This is a genomic window from Litoreibacter albidus, assembly GCF_900107015.1.
GTDB lineage: Bacteria > Pseudomonadota > Alphaproteobacteria > Rhodobacterales > Rhodobacteraceae > Litoreibacter > Litoreibacter albidus.
Map to the genome: position 1 here is coordinate 63,244 of NZ_FNOI01000006.1, position 23,649 is coordinate 86,892.

General features: G+C 61.9%; 24 protein-coding genes and 1 other RNA gene. 13 read left to right on the forward strand and 12 right to left on the reverse strand.

What is annotated here, in order from left to right:
- Positions 1 to 44: 44 nt before the first annotated feature.
- Together BLW66_RS13650 and BLW66_RS13655 are read left to right on the forward strand one after the other, a co-directional pair.
- On the forward strand, positions 45 to 1,376 hold the full coding sequence (locus tag BLW66_RS13650; RefSeq protein WP_089947718.1) for an aspartate aminotransferase family protein: 1,332 nt from the start codon (positions 45 to 47) through the stop codon (positions 1,374 to 1,376).
- Position 1,377: 1 nt separating this feature from the next.
- Entirely contained in the window at positions 1,378 to 2,262 is an 885-nt protein-coding gene (locus BLW66_RS13655) for a beta-keto acid cleavage family enzyme (RefSeq protein ID WP_089947719.1), read from the forward strand.
- Between the two features lie 44 nt (positions 2,263 to 2,306).
- Here the strand turns inward: BLW66_RS13655 and BLW66_RS13660 are convergent, their stop codons facing one another.
- Positions 2,307 to 3,095: an IclR family transcriptional regulator gene (locus BLW66_RS13660; protein WP_089947720.1), complete on the reverse strand. Its 789-nt coding sequence runs from the start codon at positions 3,093 to 3,095 to the stop codon at positions 2,307 to 2,309.
- Between the two features lie 74 nt (positions 3,096 to 3,169).
- Here BLW66_RS13660 and BLW66_RS13665 point away from each other — a divergent pair, with 74 nt between their 5' ends.
- Together BLW66_RS13665 and BLW66_RS13670 are read left to right on the forward strand one after the other, a co-directional pair.
- Positions 3,170 to 3,769 (forward strand): dioxygenase family protein, encoded by a 600-nt coding sequence (locus BLW66_RS13665; RefSeq protein WP_089947721.1) that lies wholly within the window; start codon positions 3,170 to 3,172, stop codon positions 3,767 to 3,769.
- A gap of 3 nt (positions 3,770 to 3,772) precedes the next feature.
- Entirely contained in the window at positions 3,773 to 4,441 is a 669-nt protein-coding gene (locus BLW66_RS13670) for a dioxygenase family protein (protein ID WP_089947722.1), read from the forward strand.
- Positions 4,442 to 4,444: 3 nt separating this feature from the next.
- Here the strand turns inward: BLW66_RS13670 and BLW66_RS13675 are convergent, their stop codons facing one another.
- On the reverse strand, positions 4,445 to 5,695 hold the full coding sequence (locus BLW66_RS13675; protein WP_089947723.1) for an Hsp70 family protein: 1,251 nt from the start codon (positions 5,693 to 5,695) through the stop codon (positions 4,445 to 4,447).
- Positions 5,696 to 5,907: 212 nt separating this feature from the next.
- Here BLW66_RS13675 and BLW66_RS13680 point away from each other — a divergent pair, with 212 nt between their 5' ends.
- Both BLW66_RS13680 and BLW66_RS13685 read left to right on the forward strand, forming a co-directional pair.
- Positions 5,908 to 6,366: an NUDIX hydrolase gene (locus tag BLW66_RS13680; RefSeq protein WP_089947724.1), complete on the forward strand. Its 459-nt coding sequence runs from the start codon at positions 5,908 to 5,910 to the stop codon at positions 6,364 to 6,366.
- 92 nt (positions 6,367 to 6,458) lie between these two features.
- Positions 6,459 to 7,946 carry an inorganic phosphate transporter gene (locus BLW66_RS13685; protein WP_089947725.1) on the forward strand — a complete coding sequence of 496 codons (1,488 nt, stop codon included), beginning with the start codon at positions 6,459 to 6,461 and terminating at the stop codon, positions 7,944 to 7,946.
- A gap of 77 nt (positions 7,947 to 8,023) precedes the next feature.
- Here BLW66_RS13685 and BLW66_RS13690 read toward each other — a convergent pair whose 3' ends face one another.
- From BLW66_RS13690 to BLW66_RS13730, 9 genes are all read right to left on the reverse strand, one after another.
- On the reverse strand, positions 8,024 to 9,658 hold the full coding sequence (locus BLW66_RS13690) for an AMP-binding protein (protein ID WP_089947726.1): 1,635 nt from the start codon (positions 9,656 to 9,658) through the stop codon (positions 8,024 to 8,026).
- Positions 9,659 to 9,715: 57 nt separating this feature from the next.
- Positions 9,716 to 10,159, reverse strand: a complete 444-nt coding sequence (gene dtd, locus BLW66_RS13695) for a D-aminoacyl-tRNA deacylase (RefSeq protein ID WP_089947727.1) — start codon at positions 10,157 to 10,159, stop codon at positions 9,716 to 9,718.
- Positions 10,156 to 11,076 carry a carbohydrate kinase family protein gene (locus BLW66_RS13700; RefSeq protein ID WP_089947728.1) on the reverse strand — a complete coding sequence of 307 codons (921 nt, stop codon included), beginning with the start codon at positions 11,074 to 11,076 and terminating at the stop codon, positions 10,156 to 10,158. Before BLW66_RS13700 ends, dtd begins: the two co-directional genes overlap by 4 nt.
- A 17-nt stretch (positions 11,077 to 11,093) precedes the next feature.
- Positions 11,094 to 12,203 (reverse strand): TFIIB-type zinc ribbon-containing protein, encoded by a 1,110-nt coding sequence (locus tag BLW66_RS13705; RefSeq protein WP_089947729.1) that lies wholly within the window; start codon positions 12,201 to 12,203, stop codon positions 11,094 to 11,096.
- Between the two features lie 44 nt (positions 12,204 to 12,247).
- Positions 12,248 to 13,363, reverse strand: a complete 1,116-nt coding sequence (locus BLW66_RS13710) for an SPFH domain-containing protein (protein ID WP_089947730.1) — start codon at positions 13,361 to 13,363, stop codon at positions 12,248 to 12,250.
- A 28-nt stretch (positions 13,364 to 13,391) separates the two neighbouring features.
- Positions 13,392 to 14,339: a DUF2927 domain-containing protein gene (locus BLW66_RS13715; protein ID WP_089947731.1), complete on the reverse strand. Its 948-nt coding sequence runs from the start codon at positions 14,337 to 14,339 to the stop codon at positions 13,392 to 13,394.
- 3 nt (positions 14,340 to 14,342) lie between these two features.
- A complete protein-coding gene (locus BLW66_RS13720) occupies positions 14,343 to 15,530 on the reverse strand; it encodes a toxic anion resistance protein (protein ID WP_089947732.1) in 1,188 nt (395 codons plus the stop codon).
- A gap of 3 nt (positions 15,531 to 15,533) precedes the next feature.
- The gene (locus BLW66_RS13725; protein ID WP_089947733.1) at positions 15,534 to 16,418 is read right to left on the reverse strand and encodes a 5-bromo-4-chloroindolyl phosphate hydrolysis family protein; all 885 of its coding nucleotides are present in this window, start codon (positions 16,416 to 16,418) and stop codon (positions 15,534 to 15,536) included.
- Positions 16,419 to 16,571: 153 nt separating this feature from the next.
- Positions 16,572 to 17,396 carry a TerC family protein gene (locus BLW66_RS13730; RefSeq protein WP_089947842.1) on the reverse strand — a complete coding sequence of 275 codons (825 nt, stop codon included), beginning with the start codon at positions 17,394 to 17,396 and terminating at the stop codon, positions 16,572 to 16,574.
- A gap of 214 nt (positions 17,397 to 17,610) precedes the next feature.
- Between BLW66_RS13730 and BLW66_RS13735 the strand changes: the two genes are divergently transcribed.
- Positions 17,611 to 18,558 carry a hypothetical protein gene (locus BLW66_RS13735; RefSeq protein WP_089947734.1) on the forward strand — a complete coding sequence of 316 codons (948 nt, stop codon included), beginning with the start codon at positions 17,611 to 17,613 and terminating at the stop codon, positions 18,556 to 18,558.
- Between the two features lie 24 nt (positions 18,559 to 18,582).
- Here the strand turns inward: BLW66_RS13735 and BLW66_RS13740 are convergent, their stop codons facing one another.
- Positions 18,583 to 19,371 (reverse strand): pseudouridine synthase, encoded by a 789-nt coding sequence (locus BLW66_RS13740; RefSeq protein WP_089947735.1) that lies wholly within the window; start codon positions 19,369 to 19,371, stop codon positions 18,583 to 18,585.
- Between the two features lie 53 nt (positions 19,372 to 19,424).
- Between BLW66_RS13740 and BLW66_RS13745 the strand changes: the two genes are divergently transcribed.
- From BLW66_RS13745 to rnpB, 6 genes are all read left to right on the forward strand, one after another.
- Complete coding sequence (locus tag BLW66_RS13745; protein ID WP_089947736.1) at positions 19,425 to 19,874, forward strand: nucleoside deaminase; 450 nt, start codon at positions 19,425 to 19,427, stop codon at positions 19,872 to 19,874.
- Between the two features lie 128 nt (positions 19,875 to 20,002).
- Positions 20,003 to 20,290, forward strand: a complete 288-nt coding sequence (gene gatC / locus BLW66_RS13750; protein WP_089947737.1) for an Asp-tRNA(Asn)/Glu-tRNA(Gln) amidotransferase subunit GatC — start codon at positions 20,003 to 20,005, stop codon at positions 20,288 to 20,290.
- On the forward strand, positions 20,290 to 21,771 hold the full coding sequence (gene gatA / locus BLW66_RS13755) for an Asp-tRNA(Asn)/Glu-tRNA(Gln) amidotransferase subunit GatA (protein WP_089947738.1): 1,482 nt from the start codon (positions 20,290 to 20,292) through the stop codon (positions 21,769 to 21,771). The genes gatC and gatA overlap by 1 nt, the downstream gene beginning before the upstream one ends.
- 34 nt (positions 21,772 to 21,805) lie before the next feature.
- Positions 21,806 to 22,525 (forward strand): hypothetical protein, encoded by a 720-nt coding sequence (locus tag BLW66_RS13760; RefSeq protein WP_089947739.1) that lies wholly within the window; start codon positions 21,806 to 21,808, stop codon positions 22,523 to 22,525.
- Positions 22,526 to 22,529: 4 nt separating this feature from the next.
- Positions 22,530 to 23,219, forward strand: coding sequence for an N-acetylmuramoyl-L-alanine amidase (locus BLW66_RS13765; protein ID WP_089947740.1), 690 nt, complete (start codon positions 22,530 to 22,532; stop codon positions 23,217 to 23,219).
- A 12-nt stretch (positions 23,220 to 23,231) separates the two neighbouring features.
- Positions 23,232 to 23,611, forward strand: an RNA gene (gene rnpB / locus BLW66_RS13770) — RNase P RNA component class A.
- The last annotated feature ends 38 nt before the right edge of the window (positions 23,612 to 23,649 follow it).

Genomic DNA, 23,649 nt, shown 5'->3' on the forward strand with positions numbered 1-23,649 from the left:
GTCTAATATACAAAACATGTGTTTATATGCAAGACGGTATCCACATGAGCCATGTTTTCCACCGAAGCCTCACGTCCGACCTGCCCACCGTTGTGGGCGGGCGGGGGAACTACCTGATCGACGACAGCGGGCGCGCATACCTTGATGCCTGCGGCGGCGCGGCGGTTTCCTGCCTTGGGCATGATCATCCCAAGGTGCGCGAGGCCATCAAGGCGCAGGTCGACACGCTGGCCTTCGCGCACACCGGCGAATTCACCAACGCACCGGCGGAAGCGCTCGCCGATTTCATCATAGAGCGGATGCCCGACGGCACCGGCGACGGGCGCGTGATGTATCTGGGCAGCGGGTCGGAGGCGATGGAGGCCGCGCTGAAGCTCGCACGGCAATACCATCTGGAGCGCGGTGACAGCGCCCGCACCAAGATCATCGCCCGCAAGCCAAGCTATCACGGCAACACGCTGGGCGCGCTGGCCACGGGCGGCCACGCAGGGCGGCGCGCGCCTTTTGCGCCGTTGCTCATGGATGTGTCGCACATCGACGCGCCGTATCCCTACCGTCAGCGGGGCAGCGCGGAGTCCGAGGATGACTACGCCTTGCGGTTGGCCAACCTGCTTGAGGCAGAAATCCACGCGCAAGGGGCGGGCAACGTGATGGCCTTCGTGGCGGAGCCGGTGATCGGCGCGTCGCTTGGCACGCAGCCCGCACCCCAAGGCTACTTCGCGCGTATCCGCGAAATTTGCGACACGCACGGCGTGCTCTTCATCGCGGATGAGGTGATGTGCGGCATGGGGCGCACGGGGACGTTGTTCGCTTTGGAGCAAGAAGGTATCGCCGCAGACATCACCACCACGGCCAAGGGGTTGGGGGCTGGGTACCAGCCGATTGCGGCGGTGATCGCCGCGCAGAACGTTGTGACTGCGATTGCGGACGGCAGCGGGAAGCTTTGGAACGGCCACACCTATATGTCCCACGCCATCGCGACAGCGGGGGCGCTGGCGGTGCAGCAGGTCATCGAGGGCGAAAACCTTCTGCAAAACGTGAAGGATCGCGGCACGCAGCTAGAGGCCGCATTGCGCCAGACGTTAGGCCATTATCCGCACGTCGGGGATATTCGCGGGCGCGGGTTGTTCTGGACGGTTGAGCTGGTGGCGAACAGGGAAACAAAGGCGACGTTCCCCGCAGGGAACCTCCTCGCGGGGCGGATTCAAGCCGACGCGAAAGCCCGTGGGTTAATGGTTTACGGGGCGCAGGGGTGCGTTGACGGCATCAACGGGGATCACGTCCTACTGGCCCCGTCTTATACCTCCAGCGCGGAGGAGATTGACCAGATCGTGACCCTTCTGGCTGACACTATTGACGCGGTAACAGGGGGCTGACATGGCACGCAAAACGATCCTGACGGCGGCGATCACGGGCAACCTGATGACGCCGGAGATAAGCCCGTATCTGCCTGTCACCACAGAACAAATTGCCCGCCAAGCCTTGGACGCCGCAGCGGAGGGGGCCGCGATTGTGCATTTGCACGTGCGCGACCCTGAAACGGCAAAAGGCTCCATGCGGCTGGATTTCTACGAGGATCTGGTTGCGCGGATCAGGGCGGAGAATGACGACGTTCTGATCAACCTCACCACCGGCGAGGGCGGGCGGTTCGTGCCGTCGGACGATGACCCACAGCAGGCGGCGGAAGGCTCCACCCTATGTGCGCCAGAGACGCGAGTGGCCCATGTGGAGGCGTTACGCCCCGATATTTGCACACTCGATTTCAACACCATGTGGTCGGGGGCCGCGAGCGTCATCAACAGCCCGCGCAATCTGGAGATCATGGCCGAGCGCATCTACCGCGCGGGGGTGATGCCGGAGATCGAGCTCTTCGACAGCGGTGATTTACATATGGTTAAGGATTTCGTGGCGCGCGGGATCATCCAGACGCCGCTTATGGTGCAGATGGTGCTGGGCGTGCGGTTCGGGGCGGTCGCGAACCCTGCGACGATGGCCTATCTTGTCAGCCAGTTGCCGCAGGGCACGCAGTGGGCGGCGTTCGGCATTGGCCGCGCCGCGTTCCCGATGCTGGCGCAAGCGTGGCTTTTGGGCGGGCATGTGCGGATCGGGATGGAGGACACGGCGTATCTCGCCAAGGGCGAGCATTGCACGTCCAACGCGCAATTGGTGTGTAAGGCGGCGCGTATGATCGACGACCTGGGGGGCGCACTTGCGACCCCTGACGAGGCGCGTGATCTGTTGGGGATCGCACACAAAGCATGACGCGGGGCGGCGACATATCGCGGCGCTTTAGAGCGGCGGGCGGCTCAGCCGGATTGGTAGCCGAGTTCCTGCGAGATGCGCTGCGCGGCGGCGGTGGCTTCGGGGATGTAGAAGCTGTCGAGCCGGTCAAAGTCAAAGCCCACATCCGGCCCCGAGAGGTTCACGCAAGCCACAATCGCGCCCGCGTTATTGCGCACGGGCACCGCAACGCTGGAGCCGCCGGGTTCACGGAACCCTTGGGAGACGACGTAGCCGTCGGCGCGTGTTTGGGCCACGCGGGCCTGCAACTCCTGCGGGGTCATGGGGGTGTGTTCGGTGAAGCGCACGAAGTCCACCGTGTCGCAAAAGGCAGCCAGTTCCGCATCATCAAGCGCGCCCAGAAGGCACCAGCCGATAGCCGACGCATAGGCCTGCGTGCGGGTGCCAGTGCGCATGTTCGACACGTAGCCCGTCCGCGCCTGATGGCTGACAAGGTAGAGGACGTCGTGCCCCTCCAACACGCTGAGGTGGGTGGAGACGCCGGTGGTGTCGCGCAGCTCCGCCAAATGCGGGCGGGCGATGGCGGTGATCGGCTGCTGGTTGAGATAGGCGAACCCAAGGTTCAAAACCCGCGCCCCAAGGGTGAAGGTGTTGGCTTGCTCGGCCTCCTTGATGAACTCCATCTGGCGCAGGGTGTAGACCAGCCGGAACGCGGAGGAGCGGCTCAATTCCATCGCCCGCGCGATGTCGCTGAGCGACATGGGGGCCTCAGACGCGCCAAGAATTTCCAGCACACGCAGGCCACGGTGCAATCCGGGGACAAAATAAACGTCGTGATTGGGCGATTTTGCCATCTGGAACCAACTTTATATCGCAATTTTGCAGCGTTTTATATACAAAACGCATAATTGACAATGGAGGAAACGCAATGTCGCCGGACGCCAAGAACGCATTGCCCGCAACCAACGAAGACACCTGCGGGCCCTATTTCCCCATCTACTTTCGCGAACCCGCGTTAGAGGATTTGACCCGCGTTGATGCGGGCGTCGTAGGGCAGGCCAGCGGCACCCCCATCGTCCTGCGCGGTCGGGTGCTGGACAGGCACGGGGATCTGGCGCACGGCGCGATCCTTGAGCTCTGGCAGGCCAACGCCAAGGGCGTCTACCGCACGCCCGCGCATGGCGACGACGCTGACATTGACCCGTGGTTTGACGGCTTTGGCAGGCTGCGCACGGCGAGCGGCGCATACGAGTTCCGCACCATCATGCCAGGGGCCGCGGCGGGACGTGCGCCCAATATTACGGTCACGATCTTCTCGGACGGGATCAGCCGGATCGTCACACAGCTGTTCTTTGAGGGGCAGGGTGCGAACGCCACTGATCCGGTGCTATTGGCGGTTGGCGATGATGCGCCAAGGCTGATTGCACGTCATGACGGCAGAACGGCGAACGGTGCGGAAGTGTACCTGTTTGATATCGTGATGGCCGGTGATGGCGAGACCCCGTTTTTTGATGATCTGGAGAGCTGAGACATGAGCACCGAAGGCCGCATTTTGGGCATTGGCCCGACTGACAACACCTCTGACCAGCGCACCCCGCGTGAACGGCTGCGGCTGATCCCTGCTGCCGCCCGCGAAAGCTTTGTGCCGGTGGTGCCTGCGCGGTTCCGCGCCAGCCCGCATGAATGGGACATGACCCGCACTGCCCCCGACAGGCCCCGCGCGCAGGGTGTGCCGATTGAGGTGACGGGCACCGTACGCACCCAAAGCGGTGCACCGGTGCGCCATGCGTTGCTGGAGGTGTGGAGTGCGAACCACTTCGGCCGCTACCGCCACATTGAGGATCAATCCGGCCTAGAACTGGACGACAACCATCTGGGCATGGGGCGCGTGTTCACGGATGCGGACGGGGCGTATAGGTTTTGGGCCATCAGCCCCGGCGCCTATCTGGCGCGCCCTGACATTGGCCGTTGGCGGCCAAAGCACATTCACCTGTCGGTCAGTGGCGGGGCGTCGCGTTTGATCACCCAGATGTATTTTCCGGATGAGCCGAACAACGCGGCGGACCCGATGGCCATTTTGATGGGTGACGCGTTTTCGCGCAACGTGGGCAAGCCGCGCGACGTGGGCGGCGCGGATGTGGAGGAGGCCTATGATTTCGACATTGTGGTCGGTGGCCGTAACGCGACGTTCTTTGAGTAGTGCTTAGCGCCGCGCGGCGGCCAGCGCCAAGCCGTCGGTGACGGCGGTGAAGACCTCGGAGAAGGAATGCTCCGCCTTCGGGAATTGCGCTTTCATGGTGTCGGAGACCATCGACATCAGGCTGGAGCCGCCGACGTAGATCACGCGCTGAACTTTTGATGTATCAATCTGGGCCATCCGCAAGGTTTCGCGCGCGCCTTCGCGCAGGGCTTGGGCGTGGACGTCCAGAATTTCGGCCATCACGTCGATGGGCAAGGTGGTGCTAAGCCCGCGCTCTATCTGGTCCAATGCGATGATGGAGTTCGCGTCGCCGGAGTTGGCCGCGATCTTTCCGCGCTCCACCGCGAAGGCCAGATCGTGGCCCAACTCATCCTCCAACACGGTTGCGAGGCGGTTCATCTTGTCCGGCTCGTAGGCCATACGCGCCATGTCTTCGACCATACGGCGGGTCTTGGCGGTGTAGAGGAAGGGGATTTTCTCCCATGTGGCAAGGTCGTTGTAGATGGCGACGGGCACTGGCGTGGCCCCCGGACCGATGGCTTTGCGCAGCTCGGTGCCCTTGCCGAGCAGTGGCATCACACGGTTGAAATTGATCGAGCGGTCGAAGTCGGTTCCACCAATCCGCACGCCGTGATTGGCCAGAATGGTGACGCCGTCGCTGCCGGATTTGAACAGCGAGAAATCCGACGTCCCGCCGCCGATGTCGACGATCAGGCCGACTTCGCCGGACTGCTCCAACGCGCCGCTGGCGATGGCTGCGGCTTCCGGCTCGGGGAGGAAATCCACCTCCTTAAAGCCCGCCGCCATGTAGCAGGCGCGCAAATCGTTCTCGGCCTCAAGTTCGCGCGGGTCGTCGGCGCCGTGAAACACCACCGGACGGCCAGAGATCACGCGGTCGAATGTCAGGCCGGTTTCGGCCTCCGCGCTGGTTTTGATCCGGTTCAGGAAGCGGGCGATGATATCGACGAAGGTCACACGCTCGTTCAGGATTTGGCGGTTCTCGTGCATCAGGCTGGAGCCAAGCACGCGCTTGAGCGCGCGCATGAAGCGCCCGTCCTCGCCGTTGAGCAACGCGGCGTTGGCGGGTTCCCCGATCAGCGTTTGGCGGGTGTCGAAGTCGAAAAAGAACGTGGTGGGCAGGGTTGTCTGACCGGGGGCGACTTCGATCAGATGGGGCTTGCCGTCGCGCAGATACCCAGCAGCGGAGTTCGAGGTGCCGAAGTCTATGCCCAATGTGTGCATCTGTTTGGTCATCGCGCGGCCCCGTTCCAAGTCCTGTGCGGGGCGCTGTACGGCCCCTCGAATGAAAGCGGGGTCTTTAGGGGCAGCGGGGGGCGTCGTCAAGCGGCGGGTGCTGGCGTGATCGCGCAGAGTTGAAGGTGGCAAACGAGGGTGAAGTTGCAATTTCCCTGCGTAATGACTATGTTAGCGATAAGAATAAAAAGAATAGTCTGAGCGGTTTCACCATGCCACATTTTTTGCGTCAGTTTTGGGACAGTTTCCTGTCTCCCATGCTGCAGCGCCCAAAACGCTTTCAAGTGGCGGCCCTGTGCTACCGCGAAAGCGATGACGGGCGGCAGGTTTTGTTGGTGACAAGCCGTGGCACCGGACGCTGGATTATCCCCAAAGGTTGGCCGATCCGCGGGCTAAGCTCCGCACAGGCGGCAAAGCAGGAAGCGTGGGAAGAAGCCGGCGTGTCCAAGGGCAGCATGGCGGATACCTCCATCGGGACGTACACCTACGACAAGACGCTACGCAACGGGTTGCCCGTGCCGGTCGAGGCGCATGTGTATCCGTTCGAGGTGAAAAACCTGAAGAAGGACTTCCCCGAAGCCAGCGAACGCGAGCGTAAATGGGTGAGCCCATCCGATGCGGCGGGGCTTGTCCAAGAGCAAGAGTTGAAGTCGATCCTGCGCGATTGGTGACAAATTTACCCCAAGTGCGGGTGACGTAACCGTACAGTTGATTTTAGCTGCCGCTTAGGCGACTACTCCCCCCACATTTCGGGGGACGACTCATGACAGATAAACCACAAGGCGATCCGCGCCACCTAGAGACGCTGGACCGTGACCTTGCGCGCTATTCCAACTTGGAAATGGCGACGAGCTACGTCTCGCGCCCGATCGTTGGCCCAAGCATCGCGCTTGTGTTCATCGTGCTGGCGGGCTTGGCGGCGGCCATGATCTTCGGGCAAGCCAATAACGCGCTCATCGTGATCGTGGCGGCCTGCTTTGGCGCTTATATGGCGCTGAACATCGGGGCCAATGACGTAGCCAACAATATGGGCCCGGCGGTGGGCGCGAATGCACTGACCATGGGCGGGGCCATCGCCATCGCCGTGGTGTTCGAGAGCGCGGGGGCCTTGCTGGCGGGGGGCGACGTTGTGTCGACTATCGCCAAAGGCATCATCGCGCCCGAGAGCATGGGTGACGCGCAAACGTTCATGTGGGCCATGCTTGCGGCGCTGCTGTCGGCGGCGCTTTGGGTGAACCTTGCCACATGGGTTGGCGCACCTGTGTCGACCACGCACTCCGTTGTGGGTGGTGTGATGGGGGCGGGGATCGCCTCTGCTGGGCTGGCGGCTGTGAGCTGGTCCACGATGGGCGCCATCGCTGCCAGCTGGGTTATTTCGCCGGTTCTGGGGGGCGTTATCGCCGCCGGGTTCTTGTGGCTGATCAAGTCGCGCATCATCTACCAAGACGATAAAATCGCGGCAGCCCGCAAATGGGTGCCGGTACTGGTGGGCATCATGGCAGGAGCTTTTGCGGCCTATCTGGCGCTGAAGGGCCTGAAAAAACTGATCAAGATTGATATGGCGACAGCCTTGATGATCGGCGCGGCCATTGGTGTGGCGACGTGGGCGGTGATGATCCCGCTGATCCGCAAGCAGTCCGAAGGGCTGGAGAACCGCAACAAATCGCTGAAAGTGCTGTTTGGTATCCCGCTGGTTGTCTCGGCAGCCTTGCTAAGCTTCGCACACGGTGCCAACGACGTGGCGAACGCGGTGGGGCCTTTGGCGGCGATTGTGCAAGCATCGCAGTCCGGCGACTTTGTCGCGGCCATTAGCATTCCTGTGTGGGTCATGGTGATTGGTGCGCTTGGCATTTCCTTCGGGTTGTTCCTGTTCGGCCCGAAGCTGATCCGCATGGTGGGCAGCCAGATCACCAAGCTGAACCCGATGCGGGCCTATTGTGTGGCCTTGTCGGCGGCGATCACCGTGATCGTGGCAAGCTGGCTTGGCCTGCCCGTGAGCTCCACGCATATCGCGGTGGGCGGTGTGTTCGGCGTTGGCTTCTTTCGCGAGTGGGATGCGGAGCGTCGCATCAAGAAGGCGCGTTTGGCCATGCCTGACCGTCCAGTCCTTGCCACCGAAGAGCGCCGCCGCCGCAAGCTGGTGCGTCGGTCGCACTTCATGACGATCATCGCCGCATGGGTCATAACCGTGCCAGCAGCGGCGCTTTTGTCGGCGATCATCTTCTTGGGGATCTACACGATCATGGCCTGATAAAACGGCCAGAGTTAGACGGGATAAGGCGCGCGGCGAAGGCTGCGCGCCTTTTCTTTTGGCTGCCGTTTACGGTGCTAGCATTGGCCTAGATCGGCAAGCATCGCGTCGCGCATGATGAACTTCTGCGGCTTGCCCGTGACCGTCATTGGCAGCTCATCCTTGAAGCGGATGTGCAGCGGCAGCTTGTAATGCGCGATCTGGCCTTTGCAGAAGGCGCGGATGTCGTCGGCGGTTGTGCTCGCCCCGTCGCGCAACACCAGCCACGCGCAGACGACCTCGCCGTAGGTGTCGTCAGGGATGCCGAAGACCTGCGCTTGCGCGACGTCTGGATGGGTGAACAAGAACTCCTCAATCTCACGCGGGAATATGTTTTCACCGCCACGGCAGATCATGTCTTTGACCCGTCCGGTGATTTTCACGTAGCCCTCGTCGTCCATCGTGGCCAGATCGCCGGTGTACATCCACCCGTCGCGGATGGCGCTGGAGGTTTTCGCGTCCTCGCCCCAGTAGCCTTGCATCACGGAGTAGCCACGGGTCAGCAGCTCCCCTTGGGTGCCGACGGGAGTGGTTTGGCCGTCTTCGCCCACGATCTTCACCTCCACATGCGGGTGGATGCGGCCCACGGTGCCGACGCGTTTATCAAGCGGGTCATCAAGGCCGGACTGGAAGGACACCGGCGACGTTTCCGTCATGCCGTAGGCGATGGTCACGCCTGTCATATGCATATCGCGCTGCACCTGCTTCATGATCTCGCGCGGGCAGGGCGCCCCCGCCATGATGCCTGTGCGCAGGTGGCTGAGATCGAAGGTGTCGAAATCGGGCAATGCCATCTCATTCACGAACATGGTCGGCACACCGTAGAGGGCGGTGCATTTCTCGTCGTGGACGGCTTGCAGGGTTTCGCGCGGCTCGAACCCCTCACCGGGGATCACCATCGTGGCCCCATGCGCGACAGAGCCGAGCGTGCCCATGACCATGCCAAAGCAGTGATAGAACGGCACGGGAATGCAGAGCCTGTCGGTGTGGCTGAAGTCCATCGTGGCGGTTGTGAAATAGGCGTTGTTGACCACGTTTCGGTGCGTCAGGCAGGTACCTTTGGGGTGCCCCGTGGTGCCGGAGGTATATTGGATGTTGATCACATCCTCAGGCGCAAGTGTCGCCGTGACGGCGTCGAGCGCGCTGGTGTCGTCGTCGCTGATATCGTCGAAGGCCAAGAAGCCATCTGGCGCGTCGCCCATTGCGATAAGGTGGCGCAGGGACGCGGGTTTGGGATCAAGCGCGCGGATCATCGCGATATAGTCGGACGACTTGAAGTTTTGCGCCGTGACTAGCGCCGCGCAGCCGACTTTGTCCAAAGCATAGGCCAGCTCGGATTGTCTGTAGGCGGGGTTGATGCAGACCAGAATGGCGCCGATACGCGCCGTGGCGAATTGGGTGAGCAGCCATTCCACACGGTTCGGCGACCAGATGCCGACGCGGTCGCCTTTGCCAAGGCCCAGCTTTAGGAAACCCGCTGCGAGACGGTCTACCTCGCGGGCGAATTCTGCGTAGGTCCAGCGGATGTTTTGCTTGGGGAATATGCAGGCTTCGTGGTCGGGGAAGCGGCTGGCGGTTTGCGCCAGAAGGGCCGGAATTGTGAGGTCGAGCAGGGGCGCATCTGTTGCGCCGACGACATGCGAAAGGCCACCGATGGGGCGTCTGTTGGTCATAGTGTGAGTTCTCCCTGAGCGGGAGCCTACGCGCTGAAAAACGCGCCGCCAAGGGGGCTATTGCGCGTCGTCTAACCAGATGGTTACGGGGCCGTCGTTGGTAAGGCTGACGGCCATATCCGCGCCGAATTCACCGGTTTCAACGGCAATGCCGAGGCCTGCCAAATCCGCCGCGAATTGCTCATAGAGCGCGCGGCCTTCCTCTGGGCGGGCGGCGGTGGAGAAGCCGGGGCGGTTCCCGCTGCGAGTGTCTGCGGCCAAAGTGAACTGGCTTACCACCAGCGCCGCACCGCCCGTGTCCAGCAAAGAGCGGTTCATTTTGCCCGTGTCGTCTTTAAAGATGCGCAGCTTCGAGACTTTCGCGGCCATGCGGGTGACCTGCGCGGGCGTGTCGCCCGCCATTGCGCAGACCAGTATCAGCAGCCCCGCGCCGCATTGGCCCACCTGTTCGCCGTCCACGGCGACAGAGGCTTGCGTTACGCGTTGCAGCAAGGCCCTCATAGCTCATGCGCCCACGGCGGGTTAGCGCCTGCGCGCGACACGGTGATTGCGGCGGTGCGGCCGCCCATTGCCAGCGCGCTGCGCAGCGTCTTTTCGGGCAGGTCGGCAAGTGTGGCTTTGTCCAAGGCGGCGGCGTCGCGCAGCCCCGCCAGAAAACCCGCGTTGAACGTGTCACCCGCGCCGACGGTGTCGACAACGTCGACCTTGTTAGCAGGGACCGTGACGCGGTGTTTGGCGGTGTAGCCGATGGAGCCTTCCGCGCCTTGGGTGATTAACACCACCTTGGTGCCCCGCGCGATAAGCTCCCCCGCGAGCGTGTCGAGATCGCCGTCGCCTTCGAGCCAGTGCAAATCCTCATCGCTGAGTTTGACCACATCCGACATCGACATCATCGACTTGATACGGGCGACGTAGCCCTCGCGGTCGGTGATGAAAGTCGGGCGGATGTTGGGGTCAATCATGGTCACACGCGATGACGCCTCGCGCGCCAAAAGCGCCTGATAGGCACTGCCGCATGGCTCCCCCACCAAGGAGATGCCTCCGAAAAAGAGCGTCGATACGGTGTCGGGCAGGGCGGGTAAATCCGCCTCGGTCATCATGCGTAGGGCGCTGTTTTCGTCGTAGAACGTGTAGGACGCGTGCCCGTCGCTCAGGCGCACGAAGGCCAATGTGGTGGGCCGCGAAGAGCGGACGGCGAACTGCGATGAAACGCCTGCCTCCGTCAGCTTGGCGTCCAGCATTTCGCCGAACAGGTCGGTCGATAGGCCGCAAAAGAAACCAGGCTCCGCGCCGAGCCGCCCCAAAGCCACGGAGGTGTTGAAGACAGCGCCACCTGCGTAGGGCGCGAACGCCAACTCCCCCTCTTGAGAGACGCGGGGCAACATGTCGATAAGGGCTTCGCCGCAGCACAGGATCATGGTCGGCACCTATCTTTCTATTGGTTCAGGGCCATTCCATAGCCAACAGCCAGCGCGACGATCAAGCCAATGATGACCGCAATCGCAATTTTGACGGAAGAGTATGGGCGTTCCCCCTTAACAGTACCAGTCTGACCGTTGACCACAAAGCGGTAGGTCTTCCCGCGATACTTGTAGGCCGCCATCCAGACGGGCAGCAGGATGTGCTTGAAGGTGACGTCCTTGACGGTGGTATTGGCAGAGGTGATGCGTTGCTTGTCGCCGCCGATGTCAAAACGGATGTCGCGGGTGATCATGGCATCCATCTTGGCGCGGGCCTCAACGAAGCCTTGCTCCAGATCGACGGTATACCCCTCGGCGCGAAACCCTGCGAGGTATTCGGGCGTGTAGGGGGCCAGTTGCGACAGGTTCCACGGCGCCAGCGCGTCGGTGTAGCTTTTGGGCAGGGAGGTGGACGCCAGCACCAAGACATCATCAAAGAACCGCGCGACACGTCCACCGACGGCGGACCAGTGGGTTTTGGCGACGCGCTGCTGGTGGCGTTTGCCATCGCGCACGACGGTGCGGGTCTCGTAGTAGATTTTGCCGCGCTGGCCCGTGTAGCTGGTTTTAGTGTCGGCGTCATAGGTCCAGAACGGCACGTAGATACCGCTGAGCTTGCGGCCCTTCTTGGCGTATTCCTGCAAGCCGTTGGGCGCGAACCAAAGCTGTCCCAGCCAATCGACCATGGCCTTCTGCGCGTCGCGCTCCGCCACCTCGAAGGGCAGTAGGGCGCGGGGCTTGATGTGGCGGTGGGTGCCGGTGTCAGTGACCACGGGGGTCGCACAGAACGGGCACTCGGCGGCGTGGCTGTCAGGGTCGAACTCGACCTGCGCGCCGCAGTTCGGACATTTGGAAACGCGGGTTTCCTCCATCTCTGACTCTTGCAACGTGCCGCGTAGTGCGGACTGGAAGTCCAGCTCGTGAATGGTCGATTGCACCGCTTCCAGCATTGGCTCGACGTTGCCGCAATGGTCGCATTTTAGCGCGTTGTCTTCGGGGTCGAACCGCAGGTCGGAGCCGCAGGTGTCGCAGGGGAACCTGTGCTCGATCTCGGGGGCCGTTTTGTCGAGGGGGTTATCGCTCATGACGTTGGGTATTCCGCATGATGGTCAGGGGGCAGCGACGGGGGTTAGGCCGGTGGCGGCGGGGGCGGCAGGATGGTGAACAGGCGGGCAAGTTCCTGCACGTCGTCCGCTGGCAGCCAGCCGTCTTGACCTGCGGTCCAGACCAGCGTTTCGCGGGTTAACGTGCCCTCGGACGCCATGCGCCCCATTGCGGCCTTGGAATACGGGCCTTTGGTCGCGCCAGCTTCCGCGATGTGCCAGACGTGTTCCACGGGGGGCGGCGGCGGGGCTGCGTGCGTTGCCTGTGGCGCTTGGCCCCACGGCCCCGTGTTGCCCATCTGACCCGCCATCGCCATGCCCAAACCGGCGCCTATGCCAGCGCCCATGCCACCACCGGCAGCACCGGTGTTGGAGGCGGCGGCGGTCATGGCCTCCGCGGCGGAGTATTGAGTGAATTTGCCGAGATCCCCCGCGATCCCCATGGAGGAGCGCTTGTCGAGTGCCGCTTCAACTGCGGCGGGCAGGGATATGTTTTCAATATAGAATTCGGGGATTGTGAGCCCGTAGTCCGCAACAATCGGGGAGATCGCGGCGGCGATGAGCTTGCCCATATCGCCAGTGTTCGCGGCCATATCCAGCGCGGGGATGCCCGAGGATGCAATCACGCGGGAGAATTCCTGCACGATGATATTGCGGATCTGGTAGCTGATCTCGTCCATGGTGAATTCGCCGTCAGTGCCGACGATCTCACGCAGGAACACGGCCGGATCAGTGACGCGGACGGAGTAGGTGCCGAAGGCGCGGATGCGCAGGGGGCCGAATTCCGGATCGCGCAGCATGATCGGGTTTTTGGTGCCCCACTTCAGGTCATTGAAGCGGGTGGTGTTGACGAAGTAGATCTCGGACTTGAACGGCGATTTGAAGCCGTGGTCCCAGTGCTGCAACGTCGTCATGATCGGCATGTTGTTGGTTTCGAGCATATACAAGCCCGGGGTGAAGACATCGGCCAACTGGCCCTCGTGCACGAACACCGCCGCCTGACCTTCGCGGACGGTCAGCTTGGCGCCGTATTTGATCTCATGGCCCTCGCGCTCGAACCGCGACACCATGGTGTCACGGGTGTCGTCGGTCCAATGGATGACGTCGATAAATTCACCGGTCAGAAAATCAAAAATACCCATGTGGTCCTCACAAATAATGGTCTTCGGGTTAGCTTTCGCCGCCCAGCAGTTCTGCTGCGATCACTTCGATGATCGGGCGGGCTTCGTCGGGGGACGTGCCAAGCGGGAGGCGGTCGTCATATAGGATTTGCAGCAGCAATTCGTCGTGGCGGGTGAGCAGCGCGAATTCGTCGTCATCGTTGAAGATGGACGGGCGGGCTGCGGGGCTGTCGTTGCTGAGACCCAGCCCTTGCGCGATTTCTTCGTGGTAGCAACTTTCGCGTAAAAGATCGGGGTGTTCCGCGCGCACAATGGCCACCGCAGAATGGAAGCTGTCGGGGGTGGAGGCGTCGGAAAACGCGTAGACCGCGCAATAAATCGGGCGCGGCATGCTGGTGATCTGCGCGGCGATCCCTGCGTCCAGTCCGGGTATGAGCTTCATCAGCTCCGGGCCGAAGGCTTCTATCTCGTCGACGGTCAGGACGGCGACGTGGAAGTTCCCTTTGCCGCGTGTGACACCGACTTTAGCGCCAGATACCCGCGACAGGCGGTTGGCGTAATCAGCGACGGTTTTCTGGTCCTTCGCGCGGATGTCTTTTGGCACGGCGGGGCCGAACTGCATGGAGATGTTGACTGGCTTTTCCCACCGCTGCACGCGCCCTTCGGAGCGTTGGTTGGTATAGAGCCCGTCCACGAGGGTGAATTCGTTGAACACCCCCACTTGGATGAAGTTGTTGACCAGTTGGCGTTTGGAGAACGGGGTGTCGATGCCGCCGCCGTCCGTGCGCATCAACCCTTGGGAGAGCAGGCTGCGCTGGACTTGGGCGTAATAGGCCGACAGCTCTTTCGAGCGGTCAGAGCGTTCCACCACCTTGGGCGCAGGCTTGGGCGCGGGGGCCACGCGCTGTGCGGGGCGGGGGCTGGACATAGGGGCCTCGCAGGCTGACAGCGTCACCGCCATCAGCCCCGCGACCGCAATATGAAACGCGCCCCGCACCGGTTAACCTGCCGAACTGCCGAGGTTGTGACCGGAGGCTGTGCCGCGCGCGGTGGCGGAGGCCAGCGTATCGCGCAGCTCGCCTTCCATGTTTTGCAGCTCTGCCTCGGCTTCGGCGCGCTTGCGCTTGCCTTCGTCGGCGATGGCCAAGCTTTCCTCGATGGTGCCGATCAGATCGGCGTTGGCTTGCTTCACGGCCTCGATGTCGAAGACGCCGCGCTCCATTTCCTCGCGAACGGCCTTGTTGGCGGTGCGCAGGTTTTGGGCGTTGGCGGTCAACAACTCGTTCGTCAGGTCGTTGGCGTCCCGCACCGCAGCCGCAGCTTCGGAGGAGCGCTGAATGGTCAGCGCCTGCGCCAGTTGGGTTTCCCAAAGCGGCACGGTGTTCACGAGGGTGGAGTTGATCTTGGTGACCAGTGACTTGTCGTTTTCCTGCACCAAGCGGATGGAGGGCAGGGACTGCATTGTCACCTGACGGGTCAGCTTCAGGTCGTGGACACGGCGCTCCAGATCATCGCGCGCCGCGCGCAGGTCGCGCAGTTCTTGGGCGACCATCACCTGATCGCTCTCGTCAGCGGCCTTCACGGCGGCTTCCTTGGCGGGGATATCTGTGGCGTCAAGTTCGGCCAGTTTTTCCTCGCCAGCGGTGATGTAGAGGGCCAGTTCGTCGTAGAAATCCAACGTGCGATCGTAGAGCACATCCAGCGACTTGATGTCTTTCAGCAGCGTGTGCTCGTGGGTCAGCAGGTTGTCGGTGATGCTGTCGATCTGGCCTTGCACAGTTTCGTAGCGGGCCATGAATTTCGCGGCAGGGGCGGCGCGGCCTAGCAGTTTTTCCCACCAAGAGCGTTCGCGGCGCATGTCCATCTCGGAGATAGAGAAGCCGCGAATGGTGGTGACGATGTCGCGCAGGCTGCCGCCAGCGGGGCCGACATCCTTGTTTTTCACATCGGCCAGCATGGACTGGCTGATTTCTTGCAACCCAGCCTGTGCACCGGAGCCGAAGGACACGATGGAATTCGTGTCGGTCATGTTGATTTCATCCATGCGGCGGCGAATTTCAGCGGCGACGGGTGCGTCAGCGGCGGCCAGTGGCACCAGATCGGTGGACGGCTCTTTCAACACAACGGCGGTGAGTTCGGCCAAGGCTTGGGTGGATTGTTCGGCTTTTTGGCGGACAGTATCAGACATAGGTTATTCCCCTTCGTTCAGGCGGATGCCTTCGCGCTGCAAACGGTCGCGCAGCACATCAATTTCAATATCAAGATCGGTGCGACTATCGGACAGAAGTGCCTGATTTTTCGCGGTGAAATTTGCCTCAAGATCGTCAAGAAGCGAGGTGTAATCGGCTTTCACGGCCGGATCGCGGCCTTGGGCGTAGAGTTTGGCAAACTTGATCGTCGCGTCCTTCGCGCCCAGCAGGTAGACGCCCAGATAGCGCCGCGCGGAGGTCAGGTCGCGCGGATCGTTTTCCACCGTGCGAAAGAAGGCGCGGGCGGTGGCTTGGAACTGGTCCACGCGGGCGGTCATCGTGCGGTCACCTGCGGTGGCGATTGCGTCGGTCATGGCGCTCAAGTGGCGTTCTGCCTCGTCCACGGCGCGGGCGACGCGGTCGGTTTGGAAGGTGTCGACGCCGTCCACCGCTTTGTCGCGCATCGGGTCAAAGCCGAAGGCGGTGAGGTGCAGGACCATGGCGATAATGCCGTAAAGGACGCCGTCCATCAGGGAGGTGTCAAAGGTGGCTGCACTGACGCCGAAGCCAAGTGCGACGGCCCCGAACAGCTTGCGCGGAATGGCGGGGCGGCGCGCAATCGTGCGCGACTCGTAGGCGTTTTGTGCGTCGATGCCTTCGCGTGTCAGCCATGCGCCAAGGGCAATCAGCGCGAAGGCGCCGATGGCCACGGCCATATCGGTTGCGCCGTCCCCGATTGAGGAGAACAGCAGCGGCAAGCCCGCGACGAACAGCAGGTTTGCGCGTGAGCGCCCGATGGCGGGCTTCTTGCCCGAGAACGGAGAGGGTTTGGGGGCGGTGGTGCCGCGACCGTCAGGGCTATACTGCCCGCCGAATTTTTGCGCCATCAGAGTATGCCCGCCGATGCCATGGCCACTAGGACCAAAAGCAGGACGTAAGAGATCTTTTGTAGTGCGTTGGCAGACATACCACCCCCGATGGCCGTTCCAGAATTACGTTGCACGGCAAACATAGGCATTTGCCGTGCAACTTACCAGAAGTCAGTGCGTACCGGTTTGCGTCCCGCGACGTTCCGTAGCCAGCTTTTTGGCGTAGCCGGACTGGATGATCTCTACCGCGAACAGCACGATGACAGAGAAGTAGAATGTCGACTTGGACATGGGGATGATCGGGTAGCCGAAAACCATCAGCGCCAGATCGTCATTGTGCGTCGCGTGGGAGGCGGCAACACCTGCCTCGCCCAACAACACAACGCCAACGATGAGCAGGATGAACAAGCCGAGCACCTCATACATGCGGTTTTTCTGCAAGAACGTGGTGACCCCGTCCGCCAGCACCAGCATGGCCAGACCTGAGATCAGGATCGCGGCAGCCAGGACGGGAAAGACGTCGGTGATGGCGATCGCGGACAGGACCGAATCGAAGCTGAAGATCAGGTTCATGAACACGATCAGCCCGACCACCTTGGCGGCGGACTTGCCGGATTTTCCCTCTACGTCGTGGTCAAGGTGTTCCACCGACAGCATGTGGCCGATTTCCTTGACCGCCGTATACATGATGAAAATGCCGCCAAAGACGAAAACGCAGGTGGCGAAGTTCACGCCGCCGGTCAGGATGCCCTCCCACTCGAAGATGTAGAATGGCTCCGTCAGGGATCCCAAAAGCTCGACCATGGTGAACAGCAACACGATGCGCAGGGCCACCGCGATGATGATACCCCAGAACCGGACAGCCTTTTGATGTGCCACCGGTGCGCGTTGGCTTTCAATCGAAATGTAGAGAAGGTTGTCGAAGCCCAGCACTGCTTGCAAAAAGCAAAGCACCAGAAGATTGCCGATGTTTTCGACGGTTAGAAGTTCGGCCATGAAATCATGCCTCCATAGGTTCGCGTTGGCTTTAGGGATACAGAACACTGGGGCGGGGGCAAGGTTTCTGAAGCACTTTGGGTGCGCGGTTTCGCTGGCGCGCGCAGGGAAAGGCGTCATTTCCTTAGGTGCCACTTCGCAGTCGTGCTAATATCTGCGGCATTCCAATACCGAATATCTTTTTATGTGAACTTCTATTTGCCGGAGTACCGAGATGAGTGATTTTTGGAAGCAAGCCGCCACTGACGCCAAAGATGGCGCAGCGGCCTACAAGAAAGCCAAGGCCAAGAAAGATCAGGTCAAGGGCATACTGGATGACATTACCAAGCTGCATTCAGTCGCGTCGCATCTTCTGGAATACAACACCAGCAGCTCCTCGGTGCTGCTGAAATTCGCGTTTGAAGGTGTGGAACGGCTGGCGAATAAATACGGCGGGAATGCGCCCGTGTTGAATTTTTTCTTCCGGTATCACAAACCGCATGTGGACCTGCTGGCCAACGTCCTTCGGGGGCGTAACGAGGCAGAGTTTGCAGTTAAGTGGCAGCAGGGCGCGGAGAAAATCTCCAAGCGGGTCGAAGGGACGGTGAAAGAGCTGGTCGCCAAGAACGGCTTTGCTGGCCCAATGTTGAACGAAAACGGCAAGCTTTCGTCGAACCTGCCGCGCGCGTTTCGCGACTTTTGCGAGGCGGATGCCGATGACACCAGCACCGACGCGCGCGCCGCACGAGAAATGGCCGAAGTGCCCCGATCCCAGCGTTGGATAGATAGCGAAAGGGAGCGGCTTGGCGTGATCATTTTGCATAATGCCCGCGACATCGCGGGGGCCTATTTAACGATCGCTGCAGAGGTTGAGAAGTTTTCCAAATCGGTGACGCAGGCGAGCAAGGTCTTCCGAAAACTCAACAAGGGCGACACGGACAGCGATTCTGTTTTCGGCAGCGCTGCCGACTACGCCATGCAGTCGGGGGCGTATGCGGCGGGCGGGACCCGCCCGGGAAGTCAGGCGTTCGAAGAGGTGCAGATGTTTACGAGTGGGAACCATGTGAAGACCCCCTCGTTCCAGCGCATGGGGCGTTCCTACCGCGATATGAGAGTGCTATCAGAAAACTGGAAGCAATGGGCAAAATCGGTCGGGCAGGGGAGCCACCTGAACATGTACTGATGTCGCGGCGTGGCGCAATTCGCGTTAGTTGCGGCGGCGTGACTGGGCTGGCTTCTTTTTCAACATCGGCTTTTCATTGTCTTCGCGCATGCCAAGCTGCTCGCGTAGCACGCGGCCTTTGACTTCCTCGAACTCGCCAGGTTTCAGGTCGTTCAGGCGGAAGGGGCCGTAACTGATGCGGATCAGGCGGTTCACTTTTAGGCCGACTTCGCCCATCGCACGCCGGATTTCACGGTTTTTGCCCTCGCGGATGCCAACGGTCAGCCAAGCGTTCGCGCCTTGCTGGCGGTCGATGGAGACCTCCATAGGCTGGAATTTTTCCCCTTCGGACATCACGCCACGGCGCAGCGGCTCTAGCGTGTGGTCTTCTGGCGTGCCGTTCACGCGGACGCGGTATTTGCGCATCCAGCCTGTGGAGGGCAGTTCCAGCTGGCGCTTTAGGGCGCCGTCGTTGGTGAGAAGCAATAACCCCTCGGAGTTGATATCGAGACGGCCCACGCTCACCACGCGGGGCAGGGCGCCGCGCAGCGCGTCAAACACGGTGTCGCGGCCTTTTTCGTCGGATTCGGAGGTCACCAAGCCCAAGGGCTTGTGGTAGCGCCACAGGCGTGTCGGCTCCGGCTCTGCTAATGGTTTGCCGTCGACGACGATTTCATCGCTGGAGGTGACATTGAGGGCTGGCGACAAGATTTGCTTGCCGTTCACGGTGACGCGGCCAGCTTCAATCATTGCCTCTGCGCCACGTCGCGATGCGACGCCTGCGCGGGCCAGAACTTTTGCGATACGATCGCCTTTGGGTGTCTCGGTGCTCATGCAAGTGGGCCTACGCCCTTGGCGTGGCCTTGTGAAGGGGGTATCCGACAGACATGATGTTTACGTCGCATATGGAACTGGCCCTGCAAGAGGCAAAACACGCCGCAGATCGCGGTGAGGTGCCGGTGGGGGCTGTGGTTGTGTCGAAGGACGGCGTGGTGCTGGCATCCGCCGGGAACCGAACGCGGGAATTAAGCGACCCGTCCGCCCACGCTGAGATGCTGGCAATTCGCGACGCTTGCGCCGCCCTTGGGTCAGAGCGCCTCATCGGGTGCGACCTATACGTGACGTTGGAGCCATGCGCGATGTGCGCGGGGGTGATCGCGGCGGCCCGTGTGGCGCGGGTGTATTACGGGGCGTCTGACCCGAAGTCCGGCGGCACGGCACATGGTGCGCGGGTCTTCACACACGCGCAGGCCCACCACACACCGGAAGTTTACGACGGGATTGACGCGGACCGCTGCGAGGCGCTGCTGACCGCGTTTTTTGCCGCGCGCCGGTAGGGCCTTGCGTCTGAAACTCGCGAATGGGGCGGTAAAAGCTGCGCCACAGCTTATGCGCTGCGACTCTGGCGCTTGAAGCCAGCCATGGGCGGCGCTAAACGGGGGGCAAGTTTGGCAAGGAGATTTTCATGTCCATCGACATCACGACCGCCGCCCGTGTGGCAAAGCTGGCCCGCATTGCGGTGCCGCAAGACGACCTGCCAAAGCTCGCCGATGAGCTGAACGGCATTATCGCGTTCATGGAACAGCTCAACGAGGTTGATGTTGACGGTGTGGAGCCGATGACATCCGTGACCCCGCAGCGCCTGACCCGCCGCGAGGATGTGGTGACGGATGGATCACAGCAAGAGGCTGTGTTGAAGAACGCGCCCGACGCGCGTGAGGGCTTCTTTGCAGTGCCGAAGGTGGTGGAATAATGACTGATCTGAACACATTCGGCATCGCGGATGCCCGCGACGCACTGCGCAAAGGTGACGTGACATCACTTGAGCTGACCGAAGCCTGCCTTGGCGCGATTGAAACCTCGGGCGCGTTGAACGCTTTCGTGCATAACACCCCTGAGATCGCACGCACCCAAGCCGCAGCGGCGGACGCGCGGATCAAGGCTGGCGACGCGCCGGACATGTGCGGCATCCCGCTGGGTATTAAGGATTTGTTCTGCACCAAGGGCGTGCCAGGGCAGGCGGCATCGCGCATTCTGGAAGGCTTCAAGCCGGAATACGAGAGCACTATCACGCAACAGTTGTGGGACGCGGGCTCCGTAATGCTGGGAAAGCTGAACATGGACGAATTCGCCATGGGCTCCTCCAATGAAACCTCGGTTTATGGCGACGCTGTGAACCCGTGGAAGGTCGATGACCGCAAGCTGACACCGGGCGGCTCGTCCGGTGGGTCCGCTGCGGCCGTGGCCGCTGATTTGTGCATGGCGGCGACGGGTACCGACACGGGGGGCTCCATCCGTCAGCCAGCGGCGTTTGCGGGGATTACGGGGCTGAAGCCGACCTACGGGCGGTGCTCGCGCTGGGGCGTTGTGGCCTTCGCGTCCTCGCTTGACCAAGCAGGCCCGATGACCAAATCCGTGCGCGATGCGGCAATCATGCTGGGCGCTATGGCGGGACATGACGCCAAGGATTCTACCAGCGCAGAGTTGGCCGTGCCTGATTTTGAGGCGGCTTTGACAGGCGACATTCGCGGCAAGAAAATCGGTATCCCCAAGGAATACCGGATGGAGGGCATGCCGCAAGAGATCGAGCAGCTTTGGGCCGACGGCACCGCGATGCTGAAAGACGCAGGCGCCGAGATCGTCGACATCACCCTGCCGCACACCAAATATGCGCTGCCCGCTTATTACGTTGTGGCACCGGCTGAGGCGTCGTCCAACCTTGCACGCTATGACGGTGTGCGCTTTGGACATCGCGCGAAGATCGGCCAAGGCGACGGCATCACCGAGATGTATGAAAAGACCCGCGCCGAAGGGTTTGGCCCTGAGGTGCAACGCCGCGTGATGATCGGCACCTACGTGCTGAGCGCCGGTTTCTACGATGCGTATTACAACCGCGCGCGTAAGGTGCGGTCCTTGATCAAGAAGGACTTCGAGGATGTGTTCGCGCAAGGCGTTGACGCGATCCTGACGCCTGCGACCCCGTCGGCGGCATTCGGTCTGGGCGAGATGGCAGAAGCCGATCCGGTTCAAATGTACCTCAACGATGTGTTCACGGTGACGGTGAACTTGGCGGGTTTGCCGGGTATCGCGGTGCCAGTAGGGCTGGATAAGCAAGGGCTTCCGCTGGGGCTGCAACTGATCGGGCGTCCGTGGGAAGAGGGCGATTTGCTAAACACCGCCTATGCGTTGGAGCAGGCGGCAGGCTTTGTAGCGAAACCCGCCAAATGGTGGTAAGCCTTCCGGCAACTTGGAAGAAGTGAGACTTGTGATGCGTGGTTTGTGTGCAGTTTTGGTTGTGGCTGGCGTTGCGGCGTGTACGTCGTCGGTGCCGGATAGCGGTGCGGGCGTCGGCTTTGATGACTATGACACCTATCTGTCCGAAAAGCAGGCGCGTGACGCAGAGCTACGCGCGCAGCGCTCTGGTGCACAGACCATCGCGCCGCCAAGCGCCTCCGCAGCGACAACGCCAGAGCAGCAGACCGCACGCGACGCGGTGGCAGCGGTGCGCGGCACGGGCGCGGGCCAGCAAGGGCGTGGCGAAAGCGTACCCGCAGGCATCCGCAACACCTCACCGAACGCACCCGACCTGAACAACCCGTCCATTTCGGACGAGCAGAACTTTGAAGCGGTGTCATCGCGTCAGAGCATCGAAAGCGACGCGGCGCGCCGCCGCGCGCAAAGTGCGCAGTACGAGGTGATTGCACCCAAAGCGATCCCGTCGCGCCCAGGCCGCGACGCGCAAACGCCGATTGAGTTCGCCTTGGCAACGACCCACCCTGTGGGTCAGAAGACCTACCGCCGCTCCGTCTTGTCGACGAACAAGGCCGCAAAAGTTTGCGCGGGCTACACGTCATCGGAGTTGGCACAGGATGCGTTCTTGAAGGCTGGCGGCCCACAAAAGGACAAGCTGGGCGTTGACCCAGACGGCGACGGCTACGCTTGTGGTTGGTCGCCGGTGAAGTACCGTACGATCGCCAAGCGAGGCTAGCGGCGTGACGCCGGACTGGCGCCCGTCGCCGAACTTCGGCGCGCGCAAAGGCGGTGCCGTCCCTGAGCTTATTGTGCTGCACTACACGGCGATGGAGAGTTGCGACGCGGCTTGCCGCACGCTGTGCAACCCTGAAAACGAGGTCTCCGCGCATTACCTGATCGGGCCGGATGGCCATGTGATCCAGATGGTGGAGGAAAGCCAGCGGGCGTGGCACGCAGGTGCTGGCACATGGCAGGGGCGGGGCGACGTGAATTCGCGCTCCATCGGGATAGAGATGTCGAACACGGGGTTTGCACCCTTTGCTGCGCCGCTTTTCAATAGTTTGGAAGTTTTGCTGCGCCAGATCATGACGCGGTGGGACATTGCGGCGTCGGGCATCATCGCGCATTCCGACTTTGCACCCGGTCGTAAAATTGATCCGGGTAAGCGGTTCGATTGGCAGCGGCTGGCCCGTCAGGGCTTGGCCGTCTGGCCCCGTGCGCTGGAGGCTGCCGCGCCTGACATGGCGCGCTTTCGCGCGGCGGCAGTGTCGTTTGGCTATCCCGTGGACGCAGAGCCGGAGGTTCTTTTGGCCAGCTTCAGGCTAAGGTTCAACCCGACCGCCTGCGGGGCGCTTTGCGCGCGCGATGTGGCGTTGGCGGAGGCGCTGGCGCGTGAGTTCGGGATTGACCAAGCGGGCGCGGGGGCGTAGGCGGGACGTCGCGCGGAGGGCTGGATGGCCGCGGGCCTTTTGGCCCGAGGAAAGTCCGGACTCCACAAGGCAACGGTGCCGGGTAACGCCCGGGCGGAGCAATCCGACGGAAAGCGCCACAGAGAAGAAACTGCCCCCGTATATCGGGGGTGAGGGTGAAACGGTGGGGTAAGAGCCCACCGCGCCGCTGGCAACAGGGGCGGCAAGGCAAGCCCCACCGGGAGCAATGCCAAATAGGAACCGCGTGAAGGCCTCGGCCTTCGGGGATGCTTTGTCCCCAGCAGGTTCGGGTTGGCAGCTAGAGGGCCACGGGCAACCGTGGCTTTAGATGAATGGTCATCCAGAGGGGGCAACCCCTTGGACAAAATCCGGCTTACAGGCCCTCCGCGCATATCTAACCTAGCCAAAATGAGCCGCTTTTGCGGCCCAC